Source organism: Deferribacter thermophilus (genome assembly GCF_049472675.1).
Taxonomy (GTDB): domain Bacteria; phylum Chrysiogenota; class Deferribacteres; order Deferribacterales; family Deferribacteraceae; genus Deferribacter; species Deferribacter thermophilus.
Genome location: NZ_JAPNXM010000001.1, coordinates 86,200 through 98,673 on the forward strand (window position 1 = coordinate 86,200; position 12,474 = coordinate 98,673).

The 12,474-nt window shown below is 30.1% G+C and carries 15 protein-coding genes; all 15 read left to right on the plus strand.

Translation table 11 applies throughout. The features are described from left to right. The first annotated feature begins 18 nt into the window (after nt 1-18). The 15 genes from OWM07_RS00400 to OWM07_RS00470 are packed head-to-tail and all read left to right on the plus strand — an operon-like array spanning nt 19 to nt 12,474. Nucleotides 19-507 (plus strand): hypothetical protein, encoded by a 489-nt coding sequence (locus OWM07_RS00400; protein WP_423301692.1) that lies wholly within the window; start codon nt 19-21, stop codon nt 505-507. Continuing rightward, entirely contained in the window at nt 497-1,213 is a 717-nt protein-coding gene (rph, locus tag OWM07_RS00405) for a ribonuclease PH (protein WP_423301693.1), read from the plus strand. Before OWM07_RS00400 ends, rph begins: the two co-directional genes overlap by 11 nt. Then, nucleotides 1,213-1,809 carry an XTP/dITP diphosphatase gene (locus OWM07_RS00410; protein ID WP_423301987.1) on the plus strand — a complete coding sequence of 199 codons (597 nt, stop codon included), beginning with the start codon at nt 1,213-1,215 and terminating at the stop codon, nt 1,807-1,809. Before rph ends, OWM07_RS00410 begins: the two co-directional genes overlap by 1 nt. Beyond that, entirely contained in the window at nt 1,790-3,601 is a 1,812-nt protein-coding gene (locus tag OWM07_RS00415) for a transglycosylase domain-containing protein (protein ID WP_423301694.1), read from the plus strand. Before OWM07_RS00410 ends, OWM07_RS00415 begins: the two co-directional genes overlap by 20 nt. A gap of 3 nt (nt 3,602-3,604) precedes the next feature. Beyond that, entirely contained in the window at nt 3,605-4,105 is a 501-nt protein-coding gene (locus tag OWM07_RS00420; protein WP_423301695.1) for a shikimate kinase, read from the plus strand. After that, nucleotides 4,098-5,150, plus strand: coding sequence for a 3-dehydroquinate synthase (aroB, locus tag OWM07_RS00425; protein WP_423301696.1), 1,053 nt, complete (start codon nt 4,098-4,100; stop codon nt 5,148-5,150). Before OWM07_RS00420 ends, aroB begins: the two co-directional genes overlap by 8 nt. After that, entirely contained in the window at nt 5,143-5,985 is an 843-nt protein-coding gene (locus OWM07_RS00430; RefSeq protein WP_423301697.1) for a tetratricopeptide repeat protein, read from the plus strand. Before aroB ends, OWM07_RS00430 begins: the two co-directional genes overlap by 8 nt. Next, nucleotides 5,978-6,337, plus strand: a complete 360-nt coding sequence (locus tag OWM07_RS00435) for a roadblock/LC7 domain-containing protein (RefSeq protein ID WP_423301698.1) — start codon at nt 5,978-5,980, stop codon at nt 6,335-6,337. Before OWM07_RS00430 ends, OWM07_RS00435 begins: the two co-directional genes overlap by 8 nt. Then, nucleotides 6,330-6,779, plus strand: coding sequence for a type II 3-dehydroquinate dehydratase (gene aroQ, locus OWM07_RS00440; protein ID WP_423301699.1), 450 nt, complete (start codon nt 6,330-6,332; stop codon nt 6,777-6,779). The genes OWM07_RS00435 and aroQ overlap by 8 nt, the downstream gene beginning before the upstream one ends. Next, complete coding sequence (locus OWM07_RS00445; RefSeq protein ID WP_423301700.1) at nt 6,776-7,837, plus strand: M24 family metallopeptidase; 1,062 nt, start codon at nt 6,776-6,778, stop codon at nt 7,835-7,837. Before aroQ ends, OWM07_RS00445 begins: the two co-directional genes overlap by 4 nt. 12 nt (nt 7,838-7,849) lie before the next feature. After that, a complete protein-coding gene (gene efp / locus OWM07_RS00450; RefSeq protein WP_423301701.1) occupies nt 7,850-8,419 on the plus strand; it encodes an elongation factor P in 570 nt (189 codons plus the stop codon). 32 nt (nt 8,420-8,451) lie between these two features. Further along, nucleotides 8,452-8,925, plus strand: coding sequence for an acetyl-CoA carboxylase biotin carboxyl carrier protein (gene accB / locus OWM07_RS00455; RefSeq protein WP_423301702.1), 474 nt, complete (start codon nt 8,452-8,454; stop codon nt 8,923-8,925). An 18-nt stretch (nt 8,926-8,943) separates the two neighbouring features. After that, nucleotides 8,944-10,281: an acetyl-CoA carboxylase biotin carboxylase subunit gene (gene accC, locus OWM07_RS00460; RefSeq protein ID WP_423301703.1), complete on the plus strand. Its 1,338-nt coding sequence runs from the start codon at nt 8,944-8,946 to the stop codon at nt 10,279-10,281. Next, nucleotides 10,278-11,870 carry a tetratricopeptide repeat protein gene (locus OWM07_RS00465; RefSeq protein ID WP_423301704.1) on the plus strand — a complete coding sequence of 531 codons (1,593 nt, stop codon included), beginning with the start codon at nt 10,278-10,280 and terminating at the stop codon, nt 11,868-11,870. The genes accC and OWM07_RS00465 overlap by 4 nt, the downstream gene beginning before the upstream one ends. Beyond that, nucleotides 11,863-12,474, plus strand: a complete 612-nt coding sequence (locus tag OWM07_RS00470) for a hypothetical protein (RefSeq protein ID WP_423301705.1) — start codon at nt 11,863-11,865, stop codon at nt 12,472-12,474. Before OWM07_RS00465 ends, OWM07_RS00470 begins: the two co-directional genes overlap by 8 nt.

Below are 12,474 nucleotides of genomic sequence, written 5' to 3' on the forward strand. Positions count from 1 at the left end.
ATGTGTTAATCTTTCAGTATGAGAAAATATACATATATAATAATTGGTTTAGTAGTTGTTGTGATATTTTTATATTCTGTAAAGCGTTATGAAGTTTTTTATATAGATGCTGATACCAATAAGCTTGTCCCTAAAAAGGTTATCGTTATTAACCCTTTTTTTAGAAAAGATGTTTATGCTTTTTTACTTTTGAATAAATTAAAGGTTGATATAGGTAATAATATATCTGCAGTTGGTAATTATGTAGATTTTGAAGATGTAAAAATTAAAGGAAATTATTGTGTTGTAAATTTAAAAGTCAAGAAAGGTTTTATCAATAGCAGTAATAGCGAATACATGCTTTTAAAATCTATTATGAAAACATTAAAATCCTTTGATAATAATATTAAATTATTTAAAATAAATGTACAAAATAGTGAAACTGATCTACAAATGGATTATAATTGTGCTATGACTTTAGAGGATAATGAAATAAAAATAGTAGAAGGGAGTTGTAATGAGAAGTGATGGCAGAAGAAATGATGAAATGCGCTTAATTAAAATAACCACAGATTATATCAAATATCCAGAAGGTTCTGTCTTAATAGAGTTTGGTGAAACTAAAGTTATCTGTAATGTGTCAATTACAGAAGGTGTTCCCCCTTTTTTGAAAGGTTCAGGGACAGGCTGGATTACTGCTGAGTATTCGATGCTTCCAAGGGCAACACATACCAGAAATGTAAGGGAGTCAGTAAAAGGTAAACTTTCTGGTAGAACACAAGAAATTTCAAGGCTTATTGGCAGAGCTATGAGGTCTGTAGTTGATTTAACACTTTTAGGTGAAAGAACTATTGTTATAGATTGTGATGTAATACAGGCTGATGGTGGGACAAGAACAGCTTCAATTTCTGGAGGTTTTGTAGCTCTCTATTTAGCACTTGATAAACTTGTAAAGGCATGTGAATTAGAAGAAAACCCTATTAAAAATTTTGTGGCTGCGGTTAGTGTTGGGGTTTTGAATGATGAGGTTATTCTGGACTTGAATTATGAAGAAGATTCTACTGCAAAAGTTGATATGAATGTTGTAGCAACAGAAAGTGGTGAGATAATAGAAATTCAAGGCACAGGTGAAGAAAGCCCTTTTAGCAGAGAAGTTTTAAATAAGATGATTGATTTTGCTTTTATAGGGATAAAAAATATTGTTGAGGCTCAAAAAAGAGCTTTAGGGTTATGATTGAAAAAATTTTTGTAGCAACATCTAACAAAGGGAAATTAAAAGAGATCAAAGAGATTTTAAAGCCAATAGAAATAATTTCTATTTATGATGTATTAAAAAATCCTCCTGATGTAGTTGAGGATGGTAATAGCTTTGAAGAGAATGCAAAAAAGAAAGGGGAGTTATTATCAAGATTTGTTGATGGATTTGTAATTGCTGATGATTCTGGGTTAGTAGTTGATGCGCTTGGTGGTAAACCAGGTATTTATTCTGCCAGATATGCTGGTGAAAATGCCACTGATTTGGATAATAATCTTAAACTTTTAAATGATTTGAATGGGGTGCCATTTGAACAGCGAGATGCAAAATTTGTCTGTGTTATAGCTTTATGTAAAAGTGGTAAAACTATTGAAACCTTTTATGGTGAATATAAAGGGAAGATAGGGTTTGAGCTTAAAGGGGGAAATGGATTTGGGTACGATCCGCTTTTTGTCCTTGATGATGGAAGAACAATGGCTGAGTTGTCAAGTGATGAAAAGAATAGGATCAGTCATAGAAGGGAAGCTTTGTCTAAATTAAAGAAGTTCTTGGATAATGTTTCTAAAAATAGTTAATAGAGCGTTATTATTTTTATTATTAATTGTAGTTGCTTTAATTTTTGTTCGTCAGTTGAACGATTTTTATAAAAAATATTTGATAAGCTTAATTGAATTGCCAAATTTAGAAATTAATAACATTGAAAAAACTACTTATTTAAAAGTTTATTCGAAAAATGGGGATCTGATTTTTTCTCAATATAACAATTTTGGTGGATTAATTGATTTAAATACCGATTTTGATAACTTTGAAAAACTTTATGATTATTTTTATAAAATAACAAATGAAGACTATCACATTAAAAAACTCTGGGAAGAGTTTTATCAAAAAGTATCAAATAAAATAATTGATAAAAAATATGAAGAATATTTAAAAAAATTTTATTATCAAAAAGTTATAAATAAATATGGATTGATAGATTTTTATAATGTTATAGCTAATAATTTTCATTTCAACAATAATATTAAGGGGATAAATGGGTTATCATTCTATTTATTTGGACAAAATTTTGCTGATTTAGAATATAAAGAAAAGGTTTTTTTGCTTTTAGCTGTCTTGTTTGATTATGATAATCCAGTAAGGCATTTTAGTTATTTAGAAAAACTTTCTACAAAATTTACAGGTGATGAAAGGCTATTAAGATTTAAGTATCCGAAAACTTATATAAAATATAACGATTATGTAGAGGGAGTTTTAAAAGAACTCAAAAGTTTTAATATAGATTATAAAAATCAAAATATTGTTGTTTATTCTAATTTGGATGAAGTAGTCTATCAAAATGTAAAAAAAATTATCAAGGATCATTTGTATAATTATGATGGGATAGAGGCTTCGGCTGTTGTCATAAATTATAATGAGAACATAGTCATAACTACCATTGGTACTATTAATAACGATTTTTCAAAAAATAGAGCAATTTTTGAAAAGAGGGAAGTCGGATCTGTATTTAAGCCAATTACCTATTTAACTGCATTTACAAAGGGGGTAAGACCATCTTATGTAATGGAAGATAAGCCATATATTTTTAATGAAGGAAGATTTTTATACAGACCAAAAAATTTTAAAGATTTTTACATGGGAAAAACTAACATTAGAAATGGTCTTATTTATTCGTTGAATAATTTAACAATAAAACTTGCTGAAAAGGTTGGTCTAAAAAAGGTTGCATATTTGGCAAATAAAATAGGTTTTGAAGATATAAAACCCTTTTATGCTATGCCGCTTGGCTCTATTCCTCAGGCACCTTTTACAGTGGCTAAGGCTTTTGGAGTGATAGCAAATTATGGGCAAAAATGTAATGTGAGTTTTATAAATAAAATTCAAATTAATGGTGTTGAATATAAAAATGATAAAAGGTGTGTTAGGGTGGTTGATGAGAAATCTGCTTATCAAACATTATTTTTGATGAAAAAAGTGGTTAGATACGGCACTGCTCGAGGTGCTGGATTAATTCCTGGGACTGCTGGTAAAACTGGGACGAGTAATGATAGCAAAGATTGTTGGTTTGTAGCTATATTTCCACCATTTGTAGTGGTTTTATGGGTCGGTTATGATGATTATAGGACAATAGATGAAGATGCTACAGGTGGGAGCATATCTGCTCCCATCGTTGCAAAAATTGAAAAATATTTATTGAAAGGGGGTAAAAAAGTTAACTTTAAAGTTCCTAAAGGTATAGTATTAAGAAAGGTTGTTAAAAATGAAGATATATTGTATAGTGAAGGTTGTGGAAGCTATTATTATGAAATGTTAAAAGAGGATAATCTTCCTAAAAGTTGTGATGATTTGAATTTTGCTAAAAAGGAGTAGAAAATGAATATATATTTAATAGGTTTCATGGGTACAGGGAAAACCACAGTGGGTAAGCTGCTCGCAGAAAGGTTGAATAAAAGGTTTAGTGATTTGGATGATTTAATAGTTCAAAAAGCTGAAAAATCTATTGCTGATATATTTCGTGAGGATGGGGAAGAGGAATTTAGAAGATTAGAAACAGAAGTATTAAAAACGGTTAATGAGCTTGATGATTATGTCATAGCTACTGGTGGAGGGGTATTAACTACAGGGGGTAATTATGAAATAATGAAAAGTAATGGGGTATTAATAACTTTAGCTGCAAGTCCAGAGGCAATTTATGAAAGGTTAAAGAATGATAATACAAGGCCACTTTTAGTGGTTGATAATGTGTTGGATGAGATAAAAAGGCTTTTATTTGAAAGAGCACCTTTATATATAAAAGCTGATTATATTGTAGATACTACTGAAAGAGCGGTTGAAGAGATTGTAGAAGAAATTATAGGGTATTTAAATGATTAAAAAGCTTTTGGTTGATTTGGCAAAATCTATTGATAACTCCTATTTTATCAATTTTGAGCCCTTTGTTTGCAAATATGATAATGCATATTATCTAATCGATTCTAATGTTTATGATTTGCATAAAGATAGATTTCGTAATGTGGAAAATTTTTATATTTTTAAATCAAGTGAAGAGAATAAAATTTTTGATAGTGTAATAGATATTTTAAAGTGGTTAAGAGATAAGGGTTGCAAAAGAGACTCTACTTTAGTGGTTGTAGGTGGTGGTGTTGTTGGGGATGTTGGTGGGTTTGTTTCTGCAATTTATATGAGAGGTATTAATTTTATCCAGGTTCCTACGAGCTTGTTGGCAATGGTTGATAGCAGTATAGGTGGGAAAACTGGGATAAATTTTTCAGATACCAAGAATTTGGTAGGTGCTTTTAAACAGCCAGTTGAGGTGATAATTGATGTGACATTTCTGGATACACTACCCTTTGATGAATACAAAAATGGTCTTGCAGAAGTGGTAAAATATGGCTTAATGTTTGATAAAGAGTTTTGTGAGTTTTTAATAAAAAATAAAGATTGTATTTTGAATAAAGCTTCAAATTATAAATTAGTTGAGATGATTTATAGGTGTTGTGAGTTAAAAGCCTATGTTGTTAAAGAGGATGAATTTGAACATGGTATCAGAAAATTTTTAAACTTTGGTCATACAATTGGGCATGCGATTGAAATTGATTCTAATCATACTATAAAGCACGGTTTTGCTGTTGCCATAGGTATGTTTATAGAATCATTAATCGGTATGGAGCTTGGTGTGGTAGACAAAGATACTGTTGATTATACAAAAAATTTATTGGAATGTTACGATTTTAATACTTTTTACAAAGCTGCAAATGATAGTAGATTTTTAGAGGCACTAAAAGGTGATAAGAAGATAGAAAAGGATGGATTAGTCCTTTCCTTGACTAATCCTATTGGCACTGGTAAAATAGTAAAAGGGGTTGATTTTGAAAAGTTGCAGAAAATACTTTTAAAGTATGGAGTTTTAAATGGATGAAAAAATTAAAGCTAGATACCTTAAAGATATCGAATATTTTTCAAAAAAGTTAGAAGAAAATCCTGACTCAAAAGTTTTTATGCCTTTAGCTATTGCTTATTTAAAGTTGGGAAAATATGATGAGGTAATTGATGTATGTATAAAAGGGTTAGATAAAAATCCAAACTATTTAGCTGCAAAAACTGTTTTGGCACAGGCATATTTAGAAAAGGGGCTTATTAACGAGGCTAAAGCATTACTGGTTGAAGTTGCAACAATTGATAAAAATAATTATCGAGCTAATAAATTATTAGGTGACATATATAGGGCTGAAAATAATTTAGAAAAAGCTTTGTTTCATTATAGATCTGCTTATGTGGTGAGTCCTGAAGATAACGATTTAAAAGAATTAATAGAAGAGTTTGCTGAAAAGATAGATGCTGTACCAAAAACTGAAGAAGAGTTAGAGGAGATTGAAAAGCTTGCTGAAACTGCTAAAGAGGTTACGGAAGATCTAGGAGAAGAATTTTCTAATGTGGATGAGTTAACTCAAAAAGAAGAGGCGGTTAGTGAATTTGAAGTGGTAAAAGTTGAGGAAACAGAATCGGTAAAAGAGGATGAGGAAGTAGAGCTTGCAGAGGATTTAGAAGAAGGTAAAGAGTTATCTGATAGGAAAGAAGATGAAGAATCCATTGATGATTTATTGGATGAAAGTCTCAAAATAGAGACTGAAATAGATGAAGGTGAGGCCATTAAAGAGGAGCAAAAAATAGATAGTAAAAATGCAAAAATTGTTGAAGAGTTAGAAAAGTGGTTGGATAATATCAGAAAAGTTAAGGAAAGTAGAAGTGTTTAAAAATATTATAAATAAAATATTTGATGCAGTTGATGGGTTAAAGTTATTCGCTATTTTTGATAAAGATGGGATTATTGTGGATAAGGTGGAAGTTTCTGATAGAACAGCTGAAGAATTGGCAGCTGAGTTTTCTTCGGTTCTCAGATATATTGATAAGGTGACTACATATCTAATTACTGGTAAAATGCAAAAAATGCTTATCGATTGTGGCGAAGAAATATTTTATCTTCACAAGTTAAATAATTTCTATTATATAGTAGCTCTTCTTGATAGAAATGCTATTATAGGTAAGCTGAAGTTTTATATAAAATATTTTGAAAGAGATTTCAAAAGAGAGTTTGAGATTGATTAGATTAGCGGTAATTAATGGACCAAATTTAAACCTTTTAGGTAAAAGAGAAAAAAGTATTTATGGTATTTTAAGTTACAATGATCTTGTTGATATGATCCAAAATTATGCAAAAAGTAAAAGTATCGAAGTAGAGATATTTCAATCAAATAGTGAAGGTGAGATTATCGATAAAATTCACCAGTTTGGTGAGTATGTTGATGGTTTTGTGATTAATGCAGCGGGGTTGACCCATACAAGTGTCGCTATAAGAGATGCTTTATTGGGAGTTAATAAGCCGTTTATAGAGGTTCATATCAGCAATATATTTTCAAGAGAAGAATTTAGACACAAATCATATTTATCAGATAAAGCTATCGGGGTTATTACAGGTCTTGGAGTATATTCTTATATTTATGCAATTGATTATTTTACTACCTATTTGAAAGGTGAGGAAACATTTTGAGAAAAAATAGAATTTTAAAACTTAGGGGTTATCTCGAAAGAGAGGGGTATTTCCCCTATTTTATAAGTGATTTATCAAATATTTATTATTTATCAGGTTTTACTGGGAGTACTGCTTATTTAATAATCACAGAAAATGAAAATATATTTGTTACTGATTTCAGGTATGATTTGCAGTCAAAAAAAGAGGTTAGTAAAGATTTTAATATAGTTGTAGGAAATAATTACAATGAAATGTTTAAAAAGTTATTATCTGATTTTGATAAAGTTTTTATAGAGCCATCTGGAGATTTAACTACTTTTATTTCTTTGCAAAACTTAAATAAGGAAGTTTTAGTTGCATCTAATGATTATGTAAAAGAATTAAGGATGATTAAAGATCAGGATGAAATTTTGGCAATTAAAGAAGCATATTTGATTGCAGAGGAATCATTTTTAGGTGTTTTAAAGAGTGGTTTTTTTAATAAAACTGAAAGGGAAGTGGCAGGTTATTTAGAATATTTAATGAAAATTAATGGTTCAAGAAAACCAAGTTTTGATTCCATCATTGCATCAGGGTTTAGGGGTGCTTTACCTCACGGAGTTGCAAGTGAGAAAATAATTAACGAAAATGAACCAGTAATCGTAGATTTTGGATGTAAAATTCAGTATTGTAGTGATATAACAAGGGTCATTTATAATGGAGATGATAAGCATATATTAAATATAATTGAAATTGTCAAAAGTGCTTTAATGTATGCTAAAGAAGCTGTGAAGCCAGGAGTAAAGTGTAAGGAAGTGGACAAAGTTGCAAGAGATTATATCGCAAGCAAAGGTTTTGGTGATTTTTTTAATCATGGACTGGGGCATGGTGTAGGTATAGATGTGCATGAAAAACCATCTTTTAATCCAAGAGATGAAACAGTTTTACAAGAAGGTATGGTAATGACTATTGAGCCTGGGATATATTTTGAAAATGAATTCGGTGTTAGATTAGAGGATACTGTTTTAGTTACTAAAGATGGGTGTATTACTTTAAATGAAAAATTAAAAGATTATGTTTATAAAATACAAAATTAGGAGAGGTGAATAATGATTACTCCAAACCAGTTTAAAAGAGGTACAAAGGTTGAGGTTGATGGTGAACCTTATGTTGTAGTTGAGTATCTACATGTTAAAATGGGTAGAGGTGGTGCGAATGTAAGGACTAAATTGAAAAGTTTACTGACAGGTAATGTGATAGAAAAGAATTTTAAATCAGATGAGAAGCTTCCTCAACCTGATTTTGAAGAAAAAGAGATGCAATATCTTTATAATGATGGGGAAAATTACTATTTTATGGATAATGAAACCTATGAGCAGATTACAATTAGTAGAAATGAAATTGGTGAAGCAGCTTTATTTATGCCAGAAAATTTAAATGTAACTGTATTAATCTATAAGGGTAAACCGGTTGGAGTTGAATTGCCTAACTTTGTAGAATTAGAAGTAGCTGAAACAGAACCAGGAGTTAAAGGGGATACTGTGAGTGGTGGTTCTAAGCCTGCAAAGGTGGTTACTGGTGGAGTTGTGCAGGTTCCTTTATTTATATCAGAAGGGGATGTTATTAAGATTGATACAAGAGATGGAAAATATATAGAAAGAGTAAAAAGTAGTAAATAATTCAGCCAATTATAAATTAGGAGGTATTGATTATGGATTTAAAAGTGATTAAAGAATTGATTAAATTAATTGATAAAAGTAATTTAACTGAATTCGAATATGAAAATGAGAATGAGAGGATCTATCTTTCTAAAAATGTTGAATTAAATGTATCTCAAATACAAGCACAACCTGTGACTGTACAACAACCTGACAAAGTAGAGCCAACTATTAGTGAAAAAGTAGAAAGCAAAACTGAGCAGGTTGAAGCAAAGCCTGATTCAAATTATGTGGAAATCAAATCACCTATTGTGGGCACATTTTATGAAGCACCAGCTCCAGGTGCAGAGCCATTTGTAAAAGAAGGTGATACAGTAAAAAAAGGTCAAACTCTTTGTATTATAGAAGCGATGAAAATAATGAATGAAATTGAAGCAGAGTTTGATTGTAAAATAATTAAAAAAGTAGGTCAAAATGCAAAACCTGTAGAATATGGTGAAACGATTTTCATTGTAGAACCATTATAAGAAACTTGGGAGCTCAAGATGTTGAAAAGGGTATTAATTGCAAATAGAGGTGAAATTGCTCTTCGTATAATTAGAGCCTGTAAAGAGCTTGGTATTGAAACAGTTGCTGTATATTCGACTGCTGACAAAGAGTCTTTACATGTTGCTTTTGCTGATGAAGCTATTTGTATTGGGCCTCATACTGCAACAGATAGTTATCTTAATATAAAAAATATAATTGCTGCAGCTGAGGTTGCAGATGTAGATGGTATACATCCAGGGTATGGTTTTTTGGCTGAGAATGCTGATTTTGCCAGAATATGTGAAGATTGTGGATTTAAATTTATTGGTCCAAAATCTGAGCACATTGAGTTAATGGGTGATAAAGCTAAAGCGAAAGAAACTATGAGAAAACTTGGTGTCCCTGTTGTTCCTGGTAGTGATGGTGTTGTTAGTGATCCAGATGAGGCATTAAAGATAGCAAAAGAGATAGGTTTTCCTGTTATTATTAAAGCTTCTGCTGGTGGTGGCGGTAAAGGGATGAGGGTTGCCCATAACGAAATGAGTTTCTTAAATCAATTTGAAATGGCAAAAATAGAAAGTGAAAAAGCATTTGGTTGTGGAGATGTTTATATTGAAAAGTTTATTGAATCTCCAAGACATATTGAAATACAAGTATTTGGTGATTCAAAAGGGAATGCTTTACATTTCTTTGAAAGGGAGTGTTCTATACAACGAAGACACCAAAAACTTATTGAAGAAGCTCCAAGCCCTTTCTTAACCGAAAGAATGAGATACAAAATGGGAGAAGTTTCTGTCAATGCTGTAAAAAGTTTGGGTTATGAGAATGCTGGAACAATTGAATATATTGTTGATAAGGCAGGTAATTTCTATTTTATGGAGATGAACACTAGGATTCAGGTAGAGCACCCTGTTACTGAGATGATTACTGGAATTGACCTAGTTAAATTGCAATTATTAGTAGCTTCAGGCTATGAACTACCTTTAAAACAAGAAAATATTAAAATTAATGGTCATGCCATTGAGTGTAGAATAAATGCAGAGGATCCAGAGACATTTATGCCATCACCTGGACTCATAAATGCTTATTATGCTCCTGGAGGGTTTGGAGTCAGAGTGGATTCTGCTGCTTATCAAGAATACACTGTTTTGCCTTACTATGATTCAATGATTGCTAAGCTCATTGTACATGCTCCAACTAGGAAAGATGCTATTTCTAAGATGAAAGTAGCACTTGATGAATTTATAATAGAGGGAGTAAAAACCTCCATACCTTTACATAAAAAGATTATGGATCATTATAAATTTATAGAAGGGGATGTGAGTACAGATTTTTTGGAGAAATATTTTAAATGATAAGAGTTTTATTTCTGATAATAATAATTTTTGGTTGTACAGTTGTTAATCAGGCAAAAGTTAGCGGTACAGGTTTTTTCTATAAAGAATATCTTAAGATAATTCAGCTTGAAGAAGAAAATAGATACGAAGAAGCGATTAAATATATTGATGATTTATTACAATATGATGGTGACCCGTATTTGGTTTTAAAAAAAGGGGAATATTTGATTAAAATTAACAAGTATGATGAGGCAAGAAATTTATATCTTGATTATGTTAAAAGGAATAAATATCCTCCGATACTTTTTAATTTGGTAAATTTATATAAATCTCATTATAAGGATTTGGATAATGCTATAAAATATATGGAAATACTTGTATCACTTGATAAAAGTGAACAAAACATGTTAGAGTTAGCAAGGTTGTATGAATCTAACACTGATTTTTCAAAAGCTATTGGTATTATGAATGAACTGATAAAAGTAAACCCTTCATCTGCTTACTATTATCAAAGAGGTATTTTGTATTTGAAACTAGGATTAGAAAAGAATGGTATTAAGGATTTAGAGAAAGCGTATGAAATTGATAAATATCCATTAGCCTTATATAAGCTTGCTGATTATTATTTAAAAAAAGATGATAAAGAGAAAGCTATCTATTATTTATCAAAAATTTTAGAAAGGCATCCCAATCAAGTAAATTTAAGTTTTCAGCTTGGAAGATTATATATTGATGTAAAGGATTATGACAAAGCTATTAAGCTTTTTGAAGAAATAGCAAAAAGTAAAAATGAGCTTTTAAAAATTACTGCAATGAAGCAGTTAGCAAGCATATATTCTGATAAGAAAGATTATAAAAAGGCCTTGGAGTATTTTAAAAAGATAATTGAAATTAAAAAGGATGATACTCAGGCTTATTATTTTGCAGGTTATTTATCCGAAATTGTTGGAGATACTGAAGCTGCAATTACATATTATAATGAAGCTTTAAAAGTAGACCCAGATTATGTGGAGCCTAAGAAAAGATTAGTATTGATTTTATCACGAAAAAAAGAGTTTAATAAGGCTTTAGAGCTATTAAATTCTATTGAAAAATCTATGAGGGATGTGGATTTTTATAGGTTGAAAGCAGCAATTTATTATGAGCAAAAAGTCTATCAAAAAGCTATTCAGGTTTTAAATGATGCATTGAAAGAAGGGATTGATGATGAGGATATATATTTTGATTTAGCTATTAATTATGAAAAGGTTAAAGATTTTTCAAATGCAGAAAAGTATCTTTTAAAAGTTATTGAATTGAATCCTAAGAATTCAACTGCATTAAATTTTTTAGGTTATATGTATGCAGAAAAAGGTATAAAGTTGGATGAAGCTTACAGGTTGGTTAAAAAAGCTTTAGAAATTGAGCCTGATAATCCAGCTTATATTGATAGCATGGGGTGGATTTATTATCAAAAAGGTGACTATAAGAGGGCTTTTGATTATTTGAAAAGGGCATATTTTTTGGCTCCTGAAGAAGTTGAGATAAAAGAGCATTTTATTTCAGTAATAAAAAAACTATATCCTGATAAGAATATAGATGATTTTTTAAAAAAGTCTAATGAATAACAGGTTAATTGTTTTTCTGTTTATATCATTTTTTATTTTTTACGGTTGTTCCAAAAAGGTAGAATTTAAATATCCAGAAAGTAATAAAATTTTGTTAGAAAAGATCCAGCTTGAAAACAGATTTGTTTGTAATTTAAAAGCTAAAACCGCTATCGATTATGAGGATCGTCTATACAAAGTACGATTTAAGTCATATTTTAAGAAGAGCTGTAATGGTAACATTGATGTGTTGATTTTAGGGGTTCTAAATAGTGTAGTTGCTGAGATTCAGGTTCGAAATGGAGTAATTACTGTTGCGAAATCGAAAAAAGAAGATATATCTTCCGATTTAAATGCTTTTTTTGAAAATATGGATATCAATGAATTGATAAAGTTGTTGAATATCCCTTATAGTATACCTAAAGATATTAAAGAGAAATATGAATTAAAAGATGGTCTAATTATACATGATTCTCAAAATATTGAATATACGATTAATAGTGATTATAAAATTGTAATGGTTAAAAAAGATGAGGCAATAATTAAATATGAGTATGATAAAATGAATTTGAAAGAAATAGATTTTATTGATAATGATAAACATCTTACGATAAAATTTTTATAA

Coding starts and splice junctions, on each gene's coding strand:
- OWM07_RS00400 (WP_423301692.1), top strand. CDS start 19: ATGAGAAAATATACATATATAATAATTGGTTTAGTAGTTGTTGTGATA.
- rph (WP_423301693.1), top strand. CDS start 497: ATGAGAAGTGATGGCAGAAGAAATGATGAAATGCGCTTAATTAAAATA.
- OWM07_RS00415 (WP_423301694.1), top strand. CDS start 1,790: ATGTTTCTAAAAATAGTTAATAGAGCGTTATTATTTTTATTATTAATT.
- OWM07_RS00420 (WP_423301695.1), top strand. CDS start 3,605: ATGAATATATATTTAATAGGTTTCATGGGTACAGGGAAAACCACAGTG.
- aroB (WP_423301696.1), top strand. CDS start 4,098: ATGATTAAAAAGCTTTTGGTTGATTTGGCAAAATCTATTGATAACTCC.
- OWM07_RS00430 (WP_423301697.1), top strand. CDS start 5,143: ATGGATGAAAAAATTAAAGCTAGATACCTTAAAGATATCGAATATTTT.
- efp (WP_423301701.1), top strand. CDS start 7,850: ATGATTACTCCAAACCAGTTTAAAAGAGGTACAAAGGTTGAGGTTGAT.
- accB (WP_423301702.1), top strand. CDS start 8,452: ATGGATTTAAAAGTGATTAAAGAATTGATTAAATTAATTGATAAAAGT.
- accC (WP_423301703.1), top strand. CDS start 8,944: ATGTTGAAAAGGGTATTAATTGCAAATAGAGGTGAAATTGCTCTTCGT.
- OWM07_RS00465 (WP_423301704.1), top strand. CDS start 10,278: ATGATAAGAGTTTTATTTCTGATAATAATAATTTTTGGTTGTACAGTT.
- OWM07_RS00470 (WP_423301705.1), top strand. CDS start 11,863: ATGAATAACAGGTTAATTGTTTTTCTGTTTATATCATTTTTTATTTTT.